Raw genomic sequence first — 21,365 nt, forward strand, 5'->3', positions numbered from 1 at the left:
AGCGCTTGAGCAATCCATTGTTGTCTATCCTTGCATCACATCCCACAGCGCTTCCAGTTCTGCCTCGCTGAAAAAATCAGCGGGGTAGCGCTCGATCATCATCCTGCGCGGGTCGGGTTCCCTGACCTGTCGCGTTCCGTTGGACTTCAACCATTGCGCCAGCACTTGCAGCGACTCGCCATTGAGTGCCAAGGGATGTGCTGTCCGCTCGCTGACCCTGTTCATTGCAGCGCTCTCTCCCGGTTCCTGAGCGGCCAACTTATCCAAGGTTTATGACAGAACATCGCCGTTCTGCATTCCCGTGAATTACCCTCGGACCGATACAAGAGCTATGCCAAGGCGCCTGGCAGCCCGACGTGCGGCTATAAAAAAGCCCGCAGTCCTTCCGGGCTGCGGGCTGGCTGTGGATGCCTCGATGGCGCGGGCTAAAACGCCCGGTCATCGCTAGCCACAGGCTGTTACAACTTCACTCAACCTTTGTGCGGCGCAGGTTGCTGTTGGGTCAGGCAATGAATGTTGCCGCCACCCAGTAACAGTTCACGCCCCGGCACCATCACCACTTCATGCTGCGGGAACAGGTTCTGCAGGATTTCCTTGGCCGGGCCATCCAGCGGATCGTCAAAGCTGGGGGCAATGATGCCGCCGTTGACGATCAGGAAGTTCACGTAGGAACCGGCCAGGCGCACCGAAGGATTACGCTCCTGGCTGCCGTCTACCGGATCGACTCCCGCGCATTCTTCCTCGGTTGCATACAGCGGCCCCGGGATCGGCATCTTGTGCACGACAAACGGGCGGCCCTTGGCGTCGGTGCTGTTTTGCAGGACGTTCATGGCCGCTTGGCAACGTGGGTAGTTCGGGTCCTGCGGGTCATCCGTCCAGGCCAGCAGCACTTCGCCGGGACGCACGTAGCAGCAGAAATTATCCACATGGCCGTCGGTTTCGTCGTTGTACAGACCGTCCGGCAACCAGATGATCTTATCCACAGCCAGTTGCGCGCTGAGTACCGCTTCGATTTCGCTGCGGCTCAGGTGCGCGTTGCGATTGCGGTTGAGCAGGCATTCTTCGGTGGTGATCAGCGTGCCTTCACCGTCGACGTGGATCGAACCGCCTTCGAGCACGAAGCCCTCGGTGCGGTAACGCGAACTGCGCTCGATCTCGAGGATCTTGCCGGCGACTTGCGCGTCACGGTTCCACGGCGAGTACAGGCCGCCGTCGAAACCGCCCCAGGCGTTGAAGTCCCAGTGCACGCCGCGCACTTCACCGCTGTTGTTGATGACGAACGTCGGGCCGGTATCACGCACCCAGGCGTCATCACTGGACATCTCGACCAGGCGAATATTCGGTACATCGAGGCGGGCGCGGGCGTTTTCGTATTGGCCGGCGGACACGGCAACGGTCACCGGTTCAAAGCGAGCAATGGCCTTGGCCACTGCCACGTGGGCGGCTTGTGCAGGCTTGCCACCCAGGCGCCAGTTGTCCGGGCGCTCTGGCCAGACCATCCAGGCCTGGGTCTGGGGGGCCCATTCAGCCGGCATGTAGAAACCGTCGGCGCGGGGGGTGCTGTGCAAAGTGGTCATAACAATCAGGACTCCAGGGAACCGTCTAGGGTTTTCAGCGGGCCATACAGGTTCGGACGCCGATCGCGGAACGAACCCCAGGCGCTGCGGATGTGCTCCAGCTCATCCAGATCAAAACTGTGCACCAGTATGCCTTCTTCGGTCTGGTTGAGCTCCTCGACCTTCTCGCCGAACTGGTTGGCGATGAACGAAGAACCGTAGAAGGTGATGTCGTAGCCGTCCTGTTCTTCGTTGCCGATGCGGTTGCTGGCGATCAGCGGCATCAGGTTGGCGCCGGCATGGCCCTGCTGTACCCGCTGCCAGTGGTCGCGCGAGGAGATGCTCTTGTCGTGCGGTTCGCTGCCGATGGCCGTCGGGTAGAACAGGATCTCTGCGCCGAGCAGCGCCATGCTGCGGGCGCACTCCGGGAACCACTGGTCCCAGCAGATGCCCACACCAATTTTCGCGTAGCGGGTGTTCCACACCTTGAAGCCGGTGTCGCCCGGATTGAAGTAATACTTTTCATGGTAGCCAGGGCCATCGGGGATGTGGCTCTTGCGATAAATCCCCAGGTTGCTGCCATCGGCATCGATGATCGCGATGCTGTTGAAGCGCGCCCGGCCAGCCAGCTCGTAGAAGCTGATCGGCAGGACCACCTGCAACTCCTTGGCGACTTTCTGGAAGTGCTTGATGGCCACGTTGTCTTCAACGCGGGTCGCCAGTTGCAGGTAGTCCGGGTTCGGCTTCTGGCAGAAGTACGGGGCCTCGAACAGCTCCTGGATCAGGATGATCTGCGCGCCCTTGCCCGCGGCCTCACGGACCAGCTTCTCGGCGGTCTCGATGTTGGCTTCAAGGTCCCAGGAACAGGCCATCTGGGTAGCGGCGACAGTAACGATACGACTCATGAATCATCTCCCGGGCGGGTGCAGGGGGTCGAGCGTGGCATCGACCGATGACAGTAAGGGGATCGGCCGGGCGCAGAAATCCACAGCGCGGCGTCAGGCGACTTTATAACCGATAAAAATCGGCTTTTGAAGTGCCTGATATGCATATTTATATTTTATCAGCTATTAATACCGATAATAATCGATATTTATGGAGGATTTACTGGCCTCATCGCGGGCAAGCGGAGCGCCGCCCGGCCCGCTCCCACATCTATGGTTATGGGAGCTCACAGATTTTGCAGACACCCACCCAACCTGTGGGAGCTGGCTTGCCAGCGATGGCGACCTAACGGCCACCCTCGCCTGCGCAGGCTTACAACCCTTCGCCCAGCACCTTCACCAGCATGTCGACAAAAAAATCGACACTCTGGCGCGACGTGACCATCGGCGGCTTGATCTTGAGGACGTTGAGGAAGTCTCCGGTCGGCTGCATGAAGATCCCCAGCTCGCGCAGGCGGTCGCACAGCAGGGCGGTTTCTGCGGTGGCCGGCTCCAGCGTCTCGCGGTTGCGGACCAGTTCCACCCCCAGGTAAAAACCGGAGCCATGCACCGCACCGACCAACGGATAACGCTCGACCAAGGCCTCCAGGCGTTCCTTGAAATAGCCGCCGACGACCTGGGCGTTTTCCCACAGCTTTTCTTCTTCCATCACATCCAGCACCGCCATGCCGATGCGGCAACTCACCGGGCTGCCACCGGCCGAAGAGAAGAAGTAGCCTTCGGCTTCCAGTGCTTGGGCAATTTCCCGACGGGTAATCACCGCCCCCAAGGGCTGGCCATTGCCCATGCCCTTGGCCATGGTGATGATGTCCGGGACCACGCCCTGCTCTTCAAAGCCCCAGAAAAACTTGCCCATGCGCCCATAACCGACCTGCACCTCGTCGGCGATGCACACCCCGCCCCGCGCGCGGACCAGCCCATAGACTTGCTGCAGGTATCCCGCGGGCAACGAGATGCCACCGGCATTGCCATACACCGGCTCGCAGATGAAACCCGCCAACGGGCGCTTCTGCTCGTCCAGTCGAGCCAGGTGGTGCTCGACGCTGCGCACGTAATCCGGCGCACTGTCGGGCCCGCGGAACTCCCCCCGGTAGGTGTTTGGCGCGGTGACCGGGTGCACCCAGTCCGGGCGACTGCTCAGCGCTTGCGGGTTGTCGGCGATTGAGGTCGACACCGCGTCCGCCCCCACCGTCCAGCCGTGATACGCCTCCAGCACACTGAGCATGTCGCGAGCGCCGCTGTAGGCCCACGCCAGGCGAATCGCCAGGTCGTTGGCCTCGCTGCCGCTGTTGACCAGGAACACCCGGTCCATCGAGTCCGGCGCCAGCGCCAGCAAGCGTTCGGAGAACTCGGCGATGGCGGCATAGTGAAAGCGCGAGTTGGTGTTGAGCAGCGACCACTGCCGGCTGGCCTCGGCGGCCATGCGCGGGTGACCGTGGCCCAGCACCGCGACGTTGTTGAGCATGTCCAGGTAGGAGCGGCCCTGCATGTCGATCAGGTGGTTGCGCCAGCCCCGCTCGATGCGCGGCGGATCGACGTAATAGTGCTTTTGCGAACGGGCGAAGCTGGCATCCCGACGGGCCAGCAACGTGTGCGGATCGAGCTCGAGCTCGGCATCGCAGGCCAACCCCAGCAACGCCGCCGGAGACGGGCACAATGCTTGCCAGGCCGGAGCCCGGGACGGCGTGCAGAACAGCGGCGGATCGAGTTCGGCGCCACGACACAATTGCACCCGCAACGCGCCGCCGGCCTCCCCCAGCACCTGGCCCTTGAGCACTGCGGCACCACTGTGCAGCGACGGGGTGACACCCCACAGGCGCACGCTCAGTTGGGCACTGTCGAGCTGCAGGCGGCCATCGGCGCTCAAGTGGATGACACCCGCAAACGGCGCCTCGATCGCAGTGCCCATCGGCACCTGCAAATCGACGTGCAGCGGGTAAGTGTCCGGTTCCACCGCACTGTCCGGACGGGTCCGGGACAGGCGGTACTGCCCGTAGCGACTGGCCGCCAGGCCGTGGGCCTGCGCCGCTTGCGCCAGTAGACGCTGATCGATGCCCTCCTGTTCCCAGTTACCGGCTTCGAAGTGTGCACTCAGCACACCCAGGTCGAGCAAGGCGAACTCGCGCCCCACCAGGCTCGGCAGCAAGGGCGCAAAGCCCTGGCTGGCGATCACCGGCAGCGACTCGCCGGCAGTCACCAGGATCGCTGCTTCCATCAGCTCGAAAGGCACCGACGTGGCGACGCGGAAGATCTCCCACTCGTGGCTCAGGTTGTCGCGGCTGTACTGGTTCTGCGGATCGATGCTCACCTGCTGTTCACCGCTGAGCACCAGCACCGCCGCCCGCGCCACAATCAGCGGCCAGAGTGCCTGCAACTCTTCACGCTGCAGCGGATTGACCGCGTGGTAGGCGCGCACCGCCGGCAGGATCACCATGGGATCACCATCGGCATGGTGCAGCAGCGCCGCGCAGGTCACCGACAGATCGGTGATGCGCCAGGTGCGGATCAGATCGCCGAAGTCGATCACCCCCTGCAACTGCCAATGCCGTTGCGCATCTCGCGTCCAGACCACGTTGTCGTCGGTGATGTCCATGTGGATCGCCTGCACCGGCAGCTTTGCCTGCAGGGGCCGCAAGCGCTGCTCGGCGTGCAAGGCGGCGGCGCTGATCAGCTCGCGCTGCTGTGGGTCGCCGATTACCGGCAGCAGGTGTTCGGTCAGTGCACTGGCGTGGCGGGCATCCCACTGCAATGTGCGCTCCAGTCCCGGATGGGTGAACCCGGCCAGGGCCAGGTCCATTTCGCCGCAGAGCCGCCCGAACCCGGCCACCACCTCATGGCCCAGGTGATCGAGGTGAGTCAGGGATTGCCCGTCGATGTAGTCGAGCAAGCGCACGTGCAGGGACTGGCCGGCCAGCTCCAGGGTCAGCAGGTCGGCGCCGCTCTTCGCTGCGATGACCCGCGGCACATGCAACCCCGGGCGTGTCGCCAGGTGTTTGAGCGCAGCGTGCTGAGCCTCAAGCTCCAGCGCGGCATAGTCGCCCCGGCAGATTTTCAGGACGAAGCGTCCCTGATCGCTGTCGAGCCGATAGTTGAGGTCCTGCTGGCTGCCCAGTGACTGCAGCGTCCCGCTCAACCCGTAGTGCTCACGCAGCAACTCCAGTGCTTGTTCTGCGCTGACTTGCGGACTGGCCAGACTGGCGCGGTGAATCAACGTGGCGAGCAACATACAACGACCCCTGGAATTTTTGTAAGGCGTCTATATCGCCACTGCTCAGGGCGATACGCAACCCCCGGCAGCGGTCAGTGATCGGTCAGCGTGATGGAACGCGTTGCGCGAGTGTCTCGCCGCGCAAGCCTAGGCATAATGCAGCGGTACCCCCAGGCGATGCCCGATGCCCATGACTCCAGCCCTCCCCCGCAGACCCCGTTGGCGCAGCCTGGCTTTGCTTGCCCTGTGCCTGGCTCCCTTGCTGTGGCCGCTGGAGCACCTGGCCGAGCGTTATTACCGCAGCGAACTGGCCGGACAGAACCGCCAGACCCTGGACCTGTACGTCGCCAACCTGCTGGGCACCCTGCACCGCTATGAGGTGTTGCCGCAGATCCTCGGCGATCTGCCCGCCTTGCGCGCCGTCCTCGGGGCGCCGGACGATGGCGTGACCCAGGGCAACGCCAACCGTTTCCTGAAAAACATCAGCGCCCAGACCGGGGCCGAGGTCATGTACCTGATGGACGTGCGCGGCAACACGCTGGCCGCGTCGAACTGGGACAAACAGGACAGCTTCATCGGCCGCAACTTCGCCTTCCGCCCCTACTTCAGCGAAGCTATGCAGGGTCGCCTCGGACGCTTTTTCGGCTTGGGCACCACCTCCACCAAACGTGGTTATTACTTCGCTGCCGCCGTGCGCGACGGCGAGGAAATACTCGGCGTGCTGGTGATCAAGGTCGACCTCGACCACACCGAAAGCCTGTGGGGCAAGACTCCGGAGCAACTGCTGGTAACCGATCACAATGGCGTGGTCATCCTCACCTCGCGGGCGGATTGGCGCTTCCGTGCAAGCCGGCCGCTGACGGATGACGAGCGCACCGCCATCGCTGCCGTGCAGCCCTACCCGACCCTCGATCCACGACCGTTGCAGATCGACCAGAACGCCTGGTTGACCCAGACCCAGCAGATCGATGAAACCGGCTGGCGTGTCAGCATTCTTGCGCCCAGGACCCTGATCGACCGCCCCGTGCGCACGGTGCTGGCCATCGGCGGCGCGACGCTGCTGGTGCTGATGTTGCTGCTGGGGCTGATGATGCAGCGCCGGCGCCACTATCTGCAGCGCATCGACTTCGAAGCCAAGACCCGGCGTGAACTGGAAGTCCGGGTGGCCGAGCGCACCAGTGACCTGGAAGGCCTCAACCGCCGGCTCCGGGAAGAAGTGCTGGAGCGTGAGCAGGCGCAACAGGAATTGGTCCGCGCCCAGGACGACCTGGTGCAAGCCGGCAAACTCTCGGCGCTGGGCACCATGTCGGCGAGCATCAGCCACGAACTCAATCAACCGCTGGCGGCGATCCGCAGCTACGCCGAGAACGCCGAGGTGCTGCTCGATCATCAACGCACCGACGATGCCCGCGGCAACCTCAAGCTGATCAGCGAACTGACCGGGCGCATGGCCTCGATCATCGCCCACCTGCGCGCCTTTGCCCGACGCGACCGCCATGCCCCGGAAAGCGTCGCCCTGCAACCGGCGCTGGACGATGCCCTGGCGTTGCTGGCCAAGCGTCGCCGCAGCATGGAAGTGGAGCTGATCCGCGACCTGCCGGCCGCCGCGTTGTGGGTCGAGGCCGGCGAAACCCGCCTGCGCCAGGTGCTGGGCAACCTGCTGGCCAACGCGCTCGATGCCCTCACCGAAAAAGGTCCACCGCGCAAACTCTGGTTGAGTGCCGAAACCACCGCCGAGGGCGTCAATCTGTACATTCGCGATAATGGCCCGGGGTTCTGCATGGAAGCCCTGGGCCGCGCCAGCGAGCCGTTCTACACCACCAAGACCCGCACCCAGGGGCTTGGCCTGGGGCTGGCCATCTGCGAAACCCTGATGCGCGCCTTCGGCGGTGAACTGTCGTTCGCCAACCACAAGGAAGGCGGCGCCCTGATCACCCTGCGGCTGCGCGCTGGCGCACCCGGTGTAAGCCTGCAACCGTCCGAGGACCGCAGTGAATGAGCAACCTGATCGACAATCGGATTGAAGTGGTACTGATCGACGACGATCCGCACCTGCGCCAGGCCCTGAGCCAAACGCTGGACCTGGCCGGGCTGAAGATTCTGCCGCTGGCGCAAGCCCAGGGCCTGGCCGCGCGCCTGGAGCGCGACTGGCCCGGCGTGGTGGTCAGCGACATTCGCATGCCCGGCATGGACGGCCTGGAGCTGTTGGCCGAACTGCACGCCCAGGACCCGGAGCTGCCGGTCTTGCTGATTACCGGTCACGGCGACGTGCCTTTGGCGGTACAGGCGATGCGCGCCGGTGCCTATGACTTCCTCGAAAAACCCTTCGCCAGCGATGCCCTGCTCGACAGCGTGCGCCGGGCCCTGGCCCTGCGCCGCCTGGTCCTGGAAAACCGCAGCCTGCGCCTGGCCCTGAGCGATCGGAATGAACTGAGCACGCGGTTGATCGGTCACTCGCCGTCGATGCTGCGCCTGCGCGAGCAGATCGGCGCGCTGGCCCCGACCAAGGCCGATGTGCTGATCCTCGGCGAGACCGGCGCGGGCAAGGAAGTGGTGGCCCGCGCCCTGCACGACTTGTCGAACCGCCGCAACGGCCCCTTCGTCGCGATCAACGCCGGTGCATTGGCCGAGTCGGTGGTCGAAAGCGAACTGTTTGGCCACGAACCGGGGGCGTTCACCGGGGCGCAGAAACGACGCATCGGCAAGTTCGAATTCGCCAATGGCGGCACGCTGTTCCTCGATGAAATCGAGAGCATGAGCCTGGACGTACAGGTCAAGCTCCTGCGTCTGCTGCAAGAGCGGGTAGTAGAGCGGCTGGGGGGCAATCAGTTGATCCCGCTGGACATCCGCATCATTGCCGCGACCAAGGAAGACCTGCGCCAATCGGCCGACCAGGGGCGCTTTCGCGCCGACCTGTACTACCGCCTGAACGTTGCACCCCTGCGCATTCCACCCCTGCGTGAACGCGGCGAAGATGCACTGATGATGTTCCAGCACTTTGCCGATGAAGCCAGCGAACGCCATGGCCTGGCGCCCCACGAATTGCTCCCGGGGCAACGTGCGTTGCTGCTGCGCCATCGCTGGCCGGGCAATGTGCGCGAGCTGCAGAATGCCGCCGAACGTTTTGCCCTCGGCCTGGAACTGGCGCTCGACTCCACTGCCGACGATGGCAGTCCCGTGTCGCTGACTGCCGAACCCAGCGGCAACCTCAGCGAGCAGGTGGAAAGTTTCGAGAAGAACCTGATCGCCGCCGAACTGGCACGCTCCCACAGCTCCCTGCGCAGCGTCGCCGAAGCCCTGGGGGTGCCGCGCAAGACCCTGCATGACAAACTGCGCAAACACGGCCTGAACTTCGCCGACGCCGCCGGCGCCCACAACAGCGGCGAGGAACTCGATTGAGCCACAGCCCGCCAGCGGTCATCCCGGCAACCCACCATGAGGCCCACGCATGAACCACGACAGTCGTTACCTGGAATCGATCCTGCACCACGACATCCCCCTGACGCGGGACATGGGCCTCAAGGTGCTCGACTGGCAGTCCGGGCAGTTGCGCCTGCAGCTACCGCTGGCAGCCAACGTCAACCACAAGAGCACCATGTTCGGTGGCAGCCTGTACTGCGCCGCCGTGCTGGCCGGCTGGGGCTGGTTGCACCTGCGCCTGCGCGAAGCCGGCATCGAGGACGGGCACATCGTGATCCAGGAAGGGCACATCAGCTATCCGCTGCCGGTGACCACCGACGGGATTGCCATTTGCGCGGCACCGAGTGCGGCGGTGTGGAACAAGTTCCTGGCCATGTACCAGCGTTATGGCCGGGCTCGCCTGACCCTGCAAACGCGCATCGTCAACGCCGACAGCAATGACGATGCGGTGACCTTCAGCGGGCAGTATGTGTTGCACCGCTGAAGAACATGAGCAGTGGTGCTGGTTCAGGCCCGAGCCAGTTCCAGCAGTTTTTGCCGCCACGAGGCCTTGGCCGGCAAGGCCAGGAAGAAGCTGTTGAGTAAGGATTCCCGGGCTGGGTAGGTGAAGGGCACACCGCTCAGTTCCAGCACTTCACCGCCCGCGCCTTCGAGCACGCCTTGCGCTGCCGCGGTATCCCACTGGGACGTTGGCGCCAATCGCGGGTAACAATCCGCCGCGCCTTCAGCCAGCAGGCAGAACTTCAGCGAGCTGCCGATATTCACCAACTGCAACTCACCCAGGCTGGCACTCAAGCCCGCCAGCAAACGCTCTTGTTCCGGGCTGGAATGGCGGCGGCTGGCAACCACGGTAAAGGCTTCGCCTGCCCCCGGCGCCTGGCGGACCTGGATCGGTAGCGCGGCGCTGTCTTTGTCGGCGCGCCAGGCGCCGAGTCCGGCACCGCCGAAATAGCAGCGGCCATTGGTCGGCATCGACACCACCCCAAACACCACGCGCCCCTGCTCGATCAGCGCGATGTTGACGGTGAATTCTTCACTGCCGGCGATGAACTCCTTGGTGCCGTCCAGCGGGTCCACCAGCCACCAGCGCTGCCAGCCAGCACGCACGGCTTGCGGGATATTGGCGTCTTCTTCCGAGAGCACCGGGATGCTCGGGGCGAGCGCCGTCAGGCCCGCGAGAATCACATGGTGCGCCGCCAGGTCGGCGGCGGTGACCGGCGAATCGTCGGTCTTGGTCATCACCTCGGTACCGGTGCGCCAGAACGGCAGGATCGCCTCGCCAGCCTGCAGCGCCAGCTCGACCACCGACGCCAGCAACGGGTGTGCCTGGGGTAGATCTCTCATGGCTGGAACGCTCCGCGCTGGGTCAGCAGGTCGCGGGCCAGGTACAGCGCCGCCAAGGCCCGGCCTTCGGTGAACTGCGGGTTTTGCGCCAGCGCTGCCAGCTCGCGCAGATTGACCCGGTCAACCCGCATCGGCTCCGGCTCGTCTCCTTCCAGGCGCTCTTCGTAGAGCTCGGTGGCCAGCACCACCTGGATTTTCTGGCTCATGTAACCGGGCGACAGCGACAGCTCGGTCAGGTGCTCCAGTTGCCGCGCGCCAAAACCGGCCTCCTCCTTGAGCTCGCGCTCGGCAGCGGCCAGCACATCCTCGCCCGGCTCGATCAGGCCCTTGGGCAAGGACATCTCATAGGCATCGGTACCACCGCAATACTCTTCGACCAGTACTGCATGGTCGGCATCGAGCATCGCCACAATCATCACTGCGCCATACCCGGCGCCCTTGCCGACCAATCGCTCATAGGTGCGCTCCACGCCATTGGAGAAACGCAGTTGCACCTCTTCCACGCAAAACAGGCGGCTGGTGGCGACGATCTCGCGGGCTAGGACTTCGGGTTTTTGGCGCATAGCGGCTCCTTGGCGTGAACGGGTTACTATACCCGGCCTTTCCTGATTGTTTATGCCGGATATCTGTTTCCCGCTGGAGAAGCCTGCAATGCCCACACTGCCCTGGCGCGACATCGATACCGTTCTGCTGGATATGGACGGCACGCTGCTGGACCTGCACTACGACAACCATTTCTGGATGGAACACCTGCCCCAGCGCTACGCCGAATTGCACGGCATCAGCCGGGCCATGGCCGAGCTGGAAATGCAGCCGTTGTTCGAGCGCAACGCCGGTCAGTTGCAATGGTATTGCCTGGATTTCTGGAGCAGTGAACTGCGCTTGCCCGTGCGCGAGTTGAAGCTGGAAACCGCTCACCTGATCGCCCTGCGCCCGGATGCCGATACCTTTCTGGCGGCGATCAAGCAGGCCGGCAAGCGGGTCATCCTGATTACCAACGCCCACCGCGATTCGCTGTCGCTGAAACTGGAAAGGATCGAGCTGGCGCCCTACTTCGAGCGCTTGATCAGCTCCCACGACTATGGCTTCCCCAAGGAGAGCCGACAGTTCTGGGATGCGTTGCAGGCCGACATCGGCTTCGACCCAAGCCGCAGCCTGTTCATCGATGACACCTTGCCGATCCTGCGCAGTGCGCGGGATTTTGGTGTGGCGCATCTACTGGCCGTCAGCGTGCCGGATAGCCGCAAAGGGCCCAAGGACACTGCCGAGTTTGCCGCGGTGGGGGATTATCAAGAGCTTATTGCGGGGCTTTAGACCTGGTCGCCTGCATCGCGAGCAGGCTCGCTCCCACAGGGCGCGCATCAACCCTGTGGGAGCGGGCTTGAGGGTTACTCAGGAATACGCAACGTCTGGCCCGGGTAGATTTTGTCCGGGTGCGACAACAGCGGCTTGTTGGCCTCGAAGATTTTGTTGTACTGGTTGGCCGAACCATACACCGCCAGGGAAATCGCGCTGAGGGTGTCACCCTTCTTCACTACTACAAAGCGTGCAGCGGCCACCACTGGCCCGCTCACCGTGATCTGGTCATCGACACTGCCGACGCCGGCAATGTTGCCCACCGCCAGGAGGATCTTCTCTTTCTCTTCCTGACTGCTGACTTCGCCCGTCACAGTCACCTTGTCGCCATCCACCGTGGCCTGCACATTCGGGTTGCCCAGGCCGACCTTCGTGATGTGATCCTTCAACTGCTCGCTCGCATTGGCGTTACCCGGTGTCAGCAGATCCAGCAGTTTTTCGCCTGCTTCTTTCACAAAGCTCAAAAGACTCATGGTGCACTCTCCTTGGGTTTAATAGGTCCGGTCGCGAAAGACTAGACCAACTCTGCGCAACGCGGTTCCCAACCGACCAATGACGCACGGCAACCCAACCGCTAGAATCCGTCCCTCACCGCGCCCAGGAATGAAGATGGACATCAAACAGCTGAAATTCCTCATCGCCCTCGACGAAACCCGCCATTTCGGCCAGGCCGCCGCGCGCTGCCACATCACCCAGCCCACCCTGTCGATGCGCTTGCGCAGCCTGGAAGAAGAGCTGGACCTGCCGCTGGTCAATCGCGGCCAGCGTTTCGAAGGTTTTACCGCCCCCGGTGAGCGGGTGCTGGCCTGGGCGCGCACCGTGCTGGCCGCTTATGACGGCCTGTACGCGGAAGCTGCGGCCTGTCGCGGTAACCTGGTCGGCACACTGCGCCTGGGGGTGGTGCCGCTGTCGAGTTTCGATCCGCTGCCGCTCTTGCACCAGTTGCACGGCGAACACCCGAACCTGCGCTTCGAGCTGTCGGCCCTGAGCTCCGAGCAAATCCTCGAACAACTGGCGAACAACCGCCTGGACCTGGGTGTGTCCTATCTGGAGCGCCTGGATGGCGAGCGCTTCGACTCGCTGGCCTTCAGCGAAACCCGCATGGGCCTGCTATATGACCAGCGTTTCTTCACTTTCGGCGAGACGCCCTTGAGCTGGGAAGCGCTGATCGAGTTGCCACTGGGCATGCTCACCAGCGGCATGCACTTTCGCCAGTCCATCGACCACAATTTCCACAGCCGGGGCCTCAACCCACAACCATTGCTGCAGACCGATGCCGTTCATCAATTGTTGCAGGCCGTCCACGGTGGCCTGTGTTGCGCCATCATGCCCCTGGAGGGTGGCCTGGAAGCCTTGACTGAACACCTGCGCCTGCAGCCGATTGCAAACGCGCAAACCCTTGGCCGCCTGGGGCTGATCATGCGCCGCAGCGCACCGCGCTCAGCCCTGGCGGAAGCCTGTTTTGCGATTTATCAGAGATCACAAGCCGGCTCTTGATCGACGCCATCTATCGGTAGATCAGTATTAGCGATTAGACGCGACACTTTGCCGCGCCTAGGCTTAAAGCTGGATAACCCGCCGGTACAGCCCCATGAACGCCAAGCGCCCGACCTGCGCGGCGCCCGCCCTCGACACGCCCGCGCCCGCCGCCAGTCAGAGCTACCAGTATTGCAACCTCGACCTCAGTGCCAGCGCCAGCACCGCACTGGCTGAAGAGGTCGCGCTGGCGATTGCCTACAACGGCATCAGTCAGGCAGTGATGCTGGTGACCCCGACCGATCTCGAAGACTTTATCGTCGGCTTCAGCCTGGGCAGCGGGATCGTCAGTGACCTGAGCGATATCTACGACATGCAACTCAGCGGCTCGGGCTCTGCGCAGTACGCCCAGGTCAATATTGCCAGCCGTGCGTTCTGGAACCTCAAGCAGCAGCGTCGGCAACTGGCCGGTACCAGCGGCTGCGGGCTGTGTGGCGTCGAGGCCGTGGAGCAGGCCCTGCCGCAACTCGCCGTCTTGCCTGGTGCGCCCCTGCCGCCGGCCGAATGGCTGGAGGGCTTGCGCCAGCGCATCAATGCCTTCCAACCCCTGGGGCAGCACTGCGGGGCGGTACACGCGGCGGTGTTCATGAATAACCAGGGCGAGTTGCTGCTGGGCCGCGAAGACATCGGCCGGCACAACGCCCTCGACAAGCTGATCGGCGCCCTGGTCCGGCAGGACATCCCGACGGCGGGCGGGGTGGCGATTGTCACCAGTCGCTGCAGCCTGGAACTGATCCAGAAAGCCCTGCGCGCCGGGATCCAGACCCTGGTCAGCCTGTCGTCGCCCACCGGCCTTGCCCTGCAGTGGGCGCGCCGGCACAACCTCAATCTCATCCACTTGCCGCACAAAAGTGCGCCGCGGGTGTATAGCCCTGCGATGGAGAATCAAGCGTGAGCACTCATCATCAAGCCGACCAGACACCCACTCCACGCTACAAGCCCTACAAGGGCCCAGCCGGTGGCTGGGGCGCGCTGATCAGTGTCGCCCAGGCGTGGTTGACCAGCGACAACGCGCTGAAAAACATCCGCATGATGCTCAAGACCAACCAGAACGGCGGGTTCGACTGCCCGGGCTGTGCCTGGGGCGATTCGCCGGAAAGCGGCATGGTCAAGTTCTGCGAAAACGGCGCCAAGGCGGTCAACTGGGAGGCCACCAAGCGCCGGGTCGACGCGGCGTTTTTCGCCAAGCACAGCGTCAGCGCATTGCTGGAGCAAAGCGATTACTGGCTCGAATACCAGGGCCGCCTGACCGAGCCGATGAGCTACAACGCCGAGACCGACCGCTACCAGCCCATCAGTTGGGAGGCCGCGTTCGCGCTGATCGGCCAGCACCTGCAAAACCTGGCGAGCCCTGACCAGGCCGAGTTCTACACCTCGGGCCGTGCCAGCAATGAAGCAGCCTATCTGTACCAACTGTTTGTCCGCGCATTCGGCACCAACAACTTCCCGGATTGCTCGAACATGTGCCACGAAGCCAGTGGCGTAGCGCTGGCGCAGAGTGTCGGGGTGGGCAAAGGCACGGTGACCTTCGATGATTTCGAACATGCCGACGCGATTTTCGTCTGGGGCCAGAACCCCGGGACCAACCATCCACGGATGCTCGAGCCGCTGCGTGAAGCGGTCAAGCGCGGTGCCCAGGTGGTCTGCATCAACCCGCTCAAGGAGCGTGGCCTGGAGCGCTTCCAGCACCCGCAGCACCCGATCGAAATGCTCACCAACGGCGACAAGCCGACCAACACCGCCTATCTGCGCCCGGCGCTGGGTGGCGACATGGCGTTGTTGCGCGGCATGGCCAAGTTCCTTCTGCAGTGGGAACGCGAAGCGCAGGGCAGCGGCGCGCCTTCGGTGTTCGACCATGACTTCCTCAACGAGCACACGGTCAACATCCTCGACTATCTGAGCCAGATCGACGACACCCCGTGGGAGCAGATCGTCGAACAGTCCGGGTTGAGCCTGGAAGAAGTCGAGCAAGCCGCGCGCATGTACGCGGCCGGCAAGAACGTGATCATGTGCTGGGCCATGGGCATCACCCAGCACCGCCACTCGGTGCCGACCATCCAGGAAATCGCCAACCTGATGCTGCTGCGCGGCAACATCGGACGCCCGGGCGCGGGCCTGTGCCCGGTGCGTGGCCACAGTAACGTGCAAGGCGACCGGACCATGGGCATCAACGAACGGCCACCGGTGGCGTTCCTCGATGCGCTGGAGCGGCGCTTCCAGTTCAAGGTGCCACGCGACAATGGCCACAACGTGGTCGAAGCCATCCACGCGATGCTCGAAGGTCGCTCGAAAGTCTTTATCGGCCTGGGCGGCAACTTTGCCCAAGCCACGCCGGACAGCCCACGGACCTTCCAGGCCCTGAGCAACTGCGACCTCACCGTGCAGATCAGCACCAAGCTCAACCGCAGCCACCTGGCCCACGGTAAAGCCGCCTTGATCCTGCCGTGCCTGGGCCGTACCGACATCGACCTGCAGACCGAAGGGGCGCAAGCGGTGACCGTGGAAGACTCGTTCAGCATGGTCCACGCCTCCAATGGCCAGTTGAATCCGCTGTCCAGGCTGATGCGCTCCGAGCCGTCGATCGTCGCCGGCATCGCCGCAGCCACCCTGGGCAGCGCTCCCGTGGACTGGAACTGGCTGGTGGCCGACTACCGACGCATTCGCGAGTTGATCGCCGACACCATTCCGGGCTTCAAGGACTTCAACCAGAAGATCGAGCACCCAGGCGGTTTCTACCTGGGCAACAGCGCCGGCGAACGGCGTTGGAACACCCCGTCAGGCCGCGCCAACTTCCGCGCCAATGCCTTGCCGCTCGACCTGGTGCACGAACGCACCCGGGCCACTGGGCAGTTGCCAGACTTGATCATGCAGTCCATGCGCTCCCACGATCAGTACAACACCACCATCTACGGTCTTGATGACCGTTATCGTGGGGTCAAGGGCCAGCGCGATGTGCTGTTCGTCAACGAAGCCGACATCATCCGCCTGGGCTTCAAGCCAGGGCAGAAGGCTGACATCGTGTCGATCTGGGATGATGGCCGCGAGCGTCGGGTGAAGGGCTTCACCTTGTTGGCGTTCGATATACCCGCCGGACAAGCGGCGGCGTATTACCCGGAAGTGAACCCCTTGGTGCCGCTGGAAAGCACCGGGGATGGCAGTCACACCCCAACGTCCAAGTTTGTCGCGATCCGCCTGGAAGCGGCGAGTGCCAGTGGTTTGATCAAGGCCAGGTCGGCCTGAAGCCTGGCGTCGAATTGTCGGCTGCCTGCGCTTAACCAACGCCCACAAAAAAGGCCGCTTTGTTAGCAAAGCGGCCTGTCTCAAGTAACTAAAGACCTGCAAAATTCAATTAAGTTCCGCAGTAAAAACAACAACTTAGCAAAATGTGCGAAGGTCGTGTTACTCGTCGGATTTCGATTGTAACCAACCTGTCACAGCCTCAGGATCGCGGCGTCATCCCTCTGAGGCTCCTCTATGAAGTTCTCCTCGATTCTCTTGTTGTCCCTTGGCCTGATCAGTGGCGTTGCGTCAGCTGGAGGCACCACCGAAGCCGGTGTGGGCGGCGCATTGGGCGGGGTTCTTGGCTCAGTCGTCGGTCAGTCACTGGGCGGCAGCACTGGCTCAACCATTGGTGCAGCACTGGGCGGTGCTGGTGGTAGTGCGGTGGGCGCCGACAAACGCAGCCGTGGCGAAGCCGCGATCGGCGGTGCGCTGGGCGCAGCCGGCGGCAACGTGGTCGGTCGCAGCGTCGGCGGCACCTCGGGCAGCCTGATCGGCGCAGCAGCCGGCGGCGGTGCCGGTGGTGCGCTGGGTAACTACATGGGTAATAAAAGCTATGACGACGACCGTGACGATCGTGATGATCGTCGCTACCGCGGTGGTCGCGATGACCGTCGCTATTACCGTAATGGTCACCCTGGCCGTGGCCATGCCTATGGCCACCGCAAGCACAAGCATTATCGCGACTGACCCCGTCGCATCACGCAAATCCCGCGTAAAAGAATCGCAGCCCTCGGGCTGCGATTTTTCGTTTCAGGCCAGCAATCGCTCCAACGCCTCACGCAGCCCGGCAGGGATGGTCACCGGTTGGTTCGAAGCCCGATCGACAAACACGTGGACAAAGCGCCCGGCCGCACAGGCATCCTCCTCTCCGGCCTTGAACACAGCCAGTTCGTACTGCACCGAACTGTTGCCCAGCTTGCCGACCCGCAGGCCGATGTCGATGCGCTCGGGGAACGCAATCGAGGCGAAATAATCGCACGCCGAACTCACCACAAACCCGACCACTTCGCCGTCATGGATATCCAGGCCACCGACCTCGATCAGGTAGGTGTTCACCGCCGTGTCGAAGAAGCTGTAGTAGGTCACATTGTTCACATGGCCATACACATCGTTGTCGTGCCAGCGAGTAATGATCGGCTGGAAGTGCCGGTAGTCGGCGCGTTGGGGCATGCGGTCAGTCATGAGGTTTCTCGTGCAAAGGGGCTGGCAGTGTAGTGGCTGCAGCGGGGCTCAGTCAGCCTGGTACCGCGCCAGCTGTCCACCACTGGCGGCCAGTTCGCGGATGATCCCGGCAGGCTTCCACAAGGCGCCCTGCTCCGCCTCCAGGCGCAACAATCGCGCCTCGATCGCGGCCAACCCTTGCTGGTCCGCCCATGCCATCGGCCCGCCCTTGTCCGCCGGGAACCCGTAGCCGTTCAGGTAAACCAGGTCGATGTCCCGCGCGGATTCGGCAATGCCTTCCTGGAGAATCTTGGCCCCCTCGTTGACCAATGCCAGCAGGCAGCGCTCGAGGATCTCTTCAGTGCCGATCTCGCGGCGTTGATAACCGAGCTGCTCACTGACCCGCAAGACCTGCGCATCGACCTCAGGATCGTGCTCGGCCTGGCGGCTGCCCGGCTCGTAGTGGTAGTAGCCGTTGCCGCTCTTCTGGCCGAAACGTCCTTGCTCGCACAGGCGGTTATCCACCTGGATTTCATCCTCATCCTGGCCGACACCGGCCAACTCGCGGGCGCGCCAGCCGAGATCGATACCGACCACGTCGTACATACGAAACGGCCCCATGGCAAAACCGAAGCCCTGCAGCGCGGCATCGACCTGGTAGGGGAATGCACCCTCGAGCAACATTTTGCGCGCCTCGAGCACATAGGTATTGAGCATCCGGTTGCCGATAAAGCCGAAGCAGTTACCCGCCACCACACTGACCTTGCCCATGCGTTCGCCCAGGACCTTGGCTGCCTGCAGTACCGCCGGGGCGGTTTGCGCACCACGGACGATTTCCAGCAGTTTCATGATGTGCGCCGGGCTGAAGAAGTGCAGGCCCAGCACCTGTTGTGGACGCTGGGTGACCGCGGCAATGGCGTCGATGTCCAGGGCCGAGGTATTACTGGCCAGGATTGCCTGGGGCTTGAGCAGCCCGTCGAGCTGACGAAAGATCTGCTGCTTGAGCTCGAGATTTTCGTAGACCGCCTCGATCACCAGGTCCACCTCGCTGATCGCCGCGTAGTCCGCAGCGGCCGTGACCCTGGCGATGCGCGCATCCGCCTCGGCCTGGTCGATACGGCCCTGACGCACGTTGTGCGCCCAGGTCTGGGCGATGGCCGTCAGCGCCTGGTCGAGCATCTGCGGATTGTTGTCGACCCACTGCACCGGCACCCCGGCATTGGCCAGGCACATGACGATGCCACGGCCCATGGTGCCTGCGCCGATCACGGCGGCACGCTGAATCTGGAATGGCGTCTGGCTCATTGTTTGCTCTCTTGTTGGCGATCCTTAGACAGCGATCACCATAGTCAGCCGGCCAGCCTTTTTGAAGTCAATTACGCTGATGGGCGACATTCAGCAGATGGATGTTCCTACAGATAGATGGTGCTCGGCCCAACTGCGCACCTCGGCGTAAGGGTAAGCCTCCAACGCCGCAAAGCCGGGAATTGATCGGGCCTTGAGCTTGGTAAACAGCGGCATGCTGATGCCACACAAAAACCGCGTCAGCCGATCCGCGCTCGGCACCTGAGCGTTGAAGCCCTGGTGCCTGCGGATAAAGTCGCCGCACAGGGCCTCGAAGTTTTTATCCGCCAGTGCCGGCAATTCGGGGGGCGCCGGCAGACGGGCAACCTGACCATGGCAGACCGAGCAATGCCCACATTGCCGAGGCGCGTTGTTATCACCGAAATACTGCGCCAGGCGATACCCCAGGCAGTGTTCGGTGGCGAACAGATCGAGCATGGCGTGGATCCGCGCGACTTCCGTGCGTTCGTGCCGGGTGAAATACGCATGCAGGTCCAGGCTCAACGCCTGCCCATCGAAGTCGCTCTGGAGCAAGCTGTAGACCTCGGTCGTCTGTTTGCTTTCCAGCTCGATCCAGCCTTGCTCCTGAAAGTAATCCAGGGCCTTGACCACCCGGTTGCGCTCAGCCTGGTACCGCAGGTACAGCGCGTCGAAATCGACCGTGACCCAAGTTCGCGCGCGGCTTGAGGTCTGGATGATGGCTTCGACAAAGTCCCGGCGCTCGCCGGTAAAACGTGCCAACAGCGCTTCAGGTTCCAGTACAAACTTGAACCGGTACTCGGCGAAATAGGCGTACCGCGGGGCGATCAGGCGCTTGAGTTCCAGTTGAACCAGGAGGGTCTTGAGCGGCAACTGACGAATGTTGCTGTGATCGGCCAGCGGCCCCAGCAAAAACTCCCATTGCCCCTCCGGCGCGCACGCTTGCAGCTCATCGAGCACACGGCGGATACCATCGAGTTCCGGGGTGTCGCCATAGACGAAGTTTTCCAGCACGTTGAGTCTGTCACGATTGGCCAGTACCAGGCAGTCGGAGGGTTCACCGTCTCGTCCGGCGCGACCGATTTCCTGGCTGTAGTTTTCGATGGATTTGGGCAGGTCGAAATGCACCACATTGCGGATGTCGCTCTTGTCGATCCCCATGCCAAAGGCGATGGTGGCGACAATGCAATTGGACTGGCCGCCCATGAACCGGCGTTGAATCGCTTCGCGCTGATCATGGGGTAGACCGGCGTGATAGGCCTCGGCCGCAAGCCCTTGCTGGCTCAGGTGCTGGGCGATCTGTTCGGCGGTTTTCTGCAGGGTCACGTAGACGATGCTGGGCTGTCCGGCCCGTTGACCCAGCCATTGCACCAGGCGCCGACGCTTGTCCTGGCCACGCACCGGCTCCACCAGCAAATTGAGGTTGGGCCGATAGAAGCCGGTGGTGACCACATCATCCGGAGCAATGGCAAACCTGGCCTGCATGTCGGCGATGACCTTGGGCGTCGCGGTGGCGGTCAGCAACAAGGCCTGGGGGATGTTGAACTGGCGCTGGTAGTCCGGCAGCTTCAGGTAGTCCGGGCGAAAGTTATGACCCCACTCGGAAATGCAGTGTGCCTCGTCCACCACCAGCAGCGAGATCGGCACCTGCTGTAGAAAATTGCGAAAACGCTCGTTCTTCAGGCGCTCCACGGAAATCATCAGGATCTTCAACTCGCCGCTGCGCGCCCGCGCCATCACCTCGTTGGCGTCATCACGGCTCTGGGCCGAATCGATACTGGCTGCGGCGATACCGTGCCGTTGCAGGAATGCCAGTTGATCCTGCATCAGCGCCAGCAGCGGCGAGACCACCAGCGTCAGGTGGGGCAACAGCAAGGCCGGCAACTGGTAACACAAGGACTTGCCGGAGCCGGTGGGGAAAATCGCCGCTGCCGAGCGCCCCGCCAGCACTGCACTGATCGCCGCCGCCTGGCCGGGACGAAACTGTGGATAACCGAAGACCTGTTCGAGGGTGTTGTGCATGAGCGGTCACTCCATTGACGGCGGCAATGCCAAAAGCCTAGCGGGCGAGTGCAGCACGTCGAGAAAAGGTCGGGGATAAAAAGATACGGAATGATACAGGGAGAACGTCCCATGACCCGCGACTCTGCAACGCTCGCGAACCGTGCATTTCAATGCGAAACATCCTACTCAGTTTTGTCGAGCTGACGCCGTCACGCCAAGCGTCAAACCTAC

At 63.1% G+C, this 21,365-nt stretch carries 18 protein-coding genes; 8 read left to right on the forward strand and 10 right to left on the reverse strand.

Annotated elements, in window-relative coordinates; genetic code table 11:
• Positions 1–24: 24 nt before the first annotated feature.
• The 4 genes from CKW24_RS09775 to CKW24_RS09790 all read right to left on the reverse strand — a co-directional run bounded on the left by CKW24_RS09775 (position 25) and on the right by CKW24_RS09790 (position 5,726).
• Positions 25–225 (reverse strand): hypothetical protein, encoded by a 201-nt coding sequence (locus CKW24_RS09775; RefSeq protein WP_095167425.1) that lies wholly within the window; start codon positions 223–225, stop codon positions 25–27.
• Between the two features lie 245 nt (positions 226–470).
• Positions 471–1,577 carry an agmatine deiminase gene (gene aguA, locus CKW24_RS09780; protein WP_095167427.1) on the reverse strand — a complete coding sequence of 369 codons (1,107 nt, stop codon included), beginning with the start codon at positions 1,575–1,577 and terminating at the stop codon, positions 471–473.
• 5 nt (positions 1,578–1,582) lie between these two features.
• The gene (aguB, locus tag CKW24_RS09785; RefSeq protein ID WP_095167429.1) at positions 1,583–2,461 is read right to left on the reverse strand and encodes an N-carbamoylputrescine amidase; all 879 of its coding nucleotides are present in this window, start codon (positions 2,459–2,461) and stop codon (positions 1,583–1,585) included.
• 352 nt (positions 2,462–2,813) lie between these two features.
• Positions 2,814–5,726, reverse strand: coding sequence for an aminotransferase (locus tag CKW24_RS09790; protein WP_095167431.1), 2,913 nt, complete (start codon positions 5,724–5,726; stop codon positions 2,814–2,816).
• A gap of 172 nt (positions 5,727–5,898) precedes the next feature.
• Here CKW24_RS09790 and CKW24_RS09795 point away from each other — a divergent pair, with 172 nt between their 5' ends.
• From CKW24_RS09795 to CKW24_RS09805, 3 genes are read left to right on the forward strand one after another with little or no spacing between them, the layout of a single operon-like run.
• Complete coding sequence (locus CKW24_RS09795; RefSeq protein ID WP_095167524.1) at positions 5,899–7,707, forward strand: ATP-binding protein; 1,809 nt, start codon at positions 5,899–5,901, stop codon at positions 7,705–7,707.
• Positions 7,704–9,107 (forward strand): sigma-54 dependent transcriptional regulator, encoded by a 1,404-nt coding sequence (locus CKW24_RS09800; protein WP_095167433.1) that lies wholly within the window; start codon positions 7,704–7,706, stop codon positions 9,105–9,107. The genes CKW24_RS09795 and CKW24_RS09800 overlap by 4 nt, the downstream gene beginning before the upstream one ends.
• Positions 9,108–9,156: 49 nt before the next feature.
• Complete coding sequence (locus CKW24_RS09805) at positions 9,157–9,612, forward strand: YiiD C-terminal domain-containing protein (RefSeq protein WP_095167435.1); 456 nt, start codon at positions 9,157–9,159, stop codon at positions 9,610–9,612.
• A gap of 23 nt (positions 9,613–9,635) precedes the next feature.
• On the opposite strand, the gene cysQ is transcribed toward CKW24_RS09805, so the two are convergent.
• A complete protein-coding gene (gene cysQ, locus CKW24_RS09810; RefSeq protein ID WP_095167437.1) occupies positions 9,636–10,472 on the reverse strand; it encodes a 3'(2'),5'-bisphosphate nucleotidase CysQ in 837 nt (278 codons plus the stop codon).
• A complete protein-coding gene (nudE, locus tag CKW24_RS09815; protein ID WP_095167439.1) occupies positions 10,469–11,035 on the reverse strand; it encodes an ADP compounds hydrolase NudE in 567 nt (188 codons plus the stop codon). Before nudE ends, cysQ begins: the two co-directional genes overlap by 4 nt.
• A gap of 88 nt (positions 11,036–11,123) precedes the next feature.
• Here nudE and yrfG point away from each other — a divergent pair, with 88 nt between their 5' ends.
• Positions 11,124–11,786 carry a GMP/IMP nucleotidase gene (gene yrfG / locus CKW24_RS09820; RefSeq protein WP_095167441.1) on the forward strand — a complete coding sequence of 221 codons (663 nt, stop codon included), beginning with the start codon at positions 11,124–11,126 and terminating at the stop codon, positions 11,784–11,786.
• Between the two features lie 74 nt (positions 11,787–11,860).
• Here yrfG and lysM read toward each other — a convergent pair whose 3' ends face one another.
• A complete protein-coding gene (gene lysM / locus CKW24_RS09825; protein ID WP_095167443.1) occupies positions 11,861–12,301 on the reverse strand; it encodes a peptidoglycan-binding protein LysM in 441 nt (146 codons plus the stop codon).
• 136 nt (positions 12,302–12,437) lie between these two features.
• On the opposite strand from lysM, the gene CKW24_RS09830 reads away from it, so the two are divergent.
• The 4 genes from CKW24_RS09830 to CKW24_RS09845 all read left to right on the forward strand — a co-directional run bounded on the left by CKW24_RS09830 (position 12,438) and on the right by CKW24_RS09845 (position 17,333).
• A complete protein-coding gene (locus tag CKW24_RS09830; protein WP_095167445.1) occupies positions 12,438–13,325 on the forward strand; it encodes a LysR family transcriptional regulator in 888 nt (295 codons plus the stop codon).
• Between the two features lie 94 nt (positions 13,326–13,419).
• On the forward strand, positions 13,420–14,259 hold the full coding sequence (fdhD, locus tag CKW24_RS09835) for a formate dehydrogenase accessory sulfurtransferase FdhD (protein WP_095167447.1): 840 nt from the start codon (positions 13,420–13,422) through the stop codon (positions 14,257–14,259).
• Positions 14,256–16,604 (forward strand): FdhF/YdeP family oxidoreductase, encoded by a 2,349-nt coding sequence (locus CKW24_RS09840; RefSeq protein WP_095167449.1) that lies wholly within the window; start codon positions 14,256–14,258, stop codon positions 16,602–16,604. The genes fdhD and CKW24_RS09840 overlap by 4 nt, the downstream gene beginning before the upstream one ends.
• A gap of 234 nt (positions 16,605–16,838) precedes the next feature.
• The gene (locus CKW24_RS09845; RefSeq protein ID WP_095167450.1) at positions 16,839–17,333 is read left to right on the forward strand and encodes a glycine zipper domain-containing protein; all 495 of its coding nucleotides are present in this window, start codon (positions 16,839–16,841) and stop codon (positions 17,331–17,333) included.
• 63 nt (positions 17,334–17,396) lie between these two features.
• Here CKW24_RS09845 and CKW24_RS09850 read toward each other — a convergent pair whose 3' ends face one another.
• The 3 genes from CKW24_RS09850 to CKW24_RS09860 form a co-directional block, all read right to left on the reverse strand.
• Positions 17,397–17,828 (reverse strand): thioesterase family protein, encoded by a 432-nt coding sequence (locus CKW24_RS09850; RefSeq protein ID WP_095167452.1) that lies wholly within the window; start codon positions 17,826–17,828, stop codon positions 17,397–17,399.
• A gap of 48 nt (positions 17,829–17,876) precedes the next feature.
• The gene (locus tag CKW24_RS09855) at positions 17,877–19,112 is read right to left on the reverse strand and encodes a 3-hydroxyacyl-CoA dehydrogenase (RefSeq protein ID WP_095167453.1); all 1,236 of its coding nucleotides are present in this window, start codon (positions 19,110–19,112) and stop codon (positions 17,877–17,879) included.
• Positions 19,113–19,202: 90 nt separating this feature from the next.
• Positions 19,203–21,152 (reverse strand): ATP-dependent DNA helicase RecQ, encoded by a 1,950-nt coding sequence (locus CKW24_RS09860; RefSeq protein ID WP_095167455.1) that lies wholly within the window; start codon positions 21,150–21,152, stop codon positions 19,203–19,205.
• Between the last annotated feature and the right edge of the window lie 213 nt (positions 21,153–21,365).

It is taken from the genome of Pseudomonas sp. Irchel 3H3 (genome assembly GCF_900187635.1).
Taxonomy (GTDB): Bacteria; Pseudomonadota; Gammaproteobacteria; order Pseudomonadales; family Pseudomonadaceae; genus Aquipseudomonas.

Coding starts and splice junctions, on each gene's coding strand:
- CKW24_RS09775 (WP_095167425.1), bottom strand. CDS start 225: ATGAACAGGGTCAGCGAGCGGACAGCACATCCCTTGGCACTCAATGGC.
- CKW24_RS09830 (WP_095167445.1), top strand. CDS start 12,438: ATGGACATCAAACAGCTGAAATTCCTCATCGCCCTCGACGAAACCCGC.
- CKW24_RS09790 (WP_095167431.1), bottom strand. CDS start 5,726: ATGTTGCTCGCCACGTTGATTCACCGCGCCAGTCTGGCCAGTCCGCAA.
- yrfG (WP_095167441.1), top strand. CDS start 11,124: ATGCCCACACTGCCCTGGCGCGACATCGATACCGTTCTGCTGGATATG.
- CKW24_RS09855 (WP_095167453.1), bottom strand. CDS start 19,112: ATGAGCCAGACGCCATTCCAGATTCAGCGTGCCGCCGTGATCGGCGCA.
- aguB (WP_095167429.1), bottom strand. CDS start 2,461: ATGAGTCGTATCGTTACTGTCGCCGCTACCCAGATGGCCTGTTCCTGG.
- CKW24_RS09850 (WP_095167452.1), bottom strand. CDS start 17,828: ATGACTGACCGCATGCCCCAACGCGCCGACTACCGGCACTTCCAGCCG.
- lysM (WP_095167443.1), bottom strand. CDS start 12,301: ATGAGTCTTTTGAGCTTTGTGAAAGAAGCAGGCGAAAAACTGCTGGAT.
- CKW24_RS09805 (WP_095167435.1), top strand. CDS start 9,157: ATGAACCACGACAGTCGTTACCTGGAATCGATCCTGCACCACGACATC.
- cysQ (WP_095167437.1), bottom strand. CDS start 10,472: ATGAGAGATCTACCCCAGGCACACCCGTTGCTGGCGTCGGTGGTCGAG.
- nudE (WP_095167439.1), bottom strand. CDS start 11,035: ATGCGCCAAAAACCCGAAGTCCTAGCCCGCGAGATCGTCGCCACCAGC.
- CKW24_RS09845 (WP_095167450.1), top strand. CDS start 16,839: ATGAAGTTCTCCTCGATTCTCTTGTTGTCCCTTGGCCTGATCAGTGGC.
- CKW24_RS09860 (WP_095167455.1), bottom strand. CDS start 21,152: ATGCACAACACCCTCGAACAGGTCTTCGGTTATCCACAGTTTCGTCCC.
- CKW24_RS09800 (WP_095167433.1), top strand. CDS start 7,704: ATGAGCAACCTGATCGACAATCGGATTGAAGTGGTACTGATCGACGAC.
- aguA (WP_095167427.1), bottom strand. CDS start 1,577: ATGACCACTTTGCACAGCACCCCCCGCGCCGACGGTTTCTACATGCCG.
- fdhD (WP_095167447.1), top strand. CDS start 13,420: ATGAACGCCAAGCGCCCGACCTGCGCGGCGCCCGCCCTCGACACGCCC.
- CKW24_RS09795 (WP_095167524.1), top strand. CDS start 5,899: ATGACTCCAGCCCTCCCCCGCAGACCCCGTTGGCGCAGCCTGGCTTTG.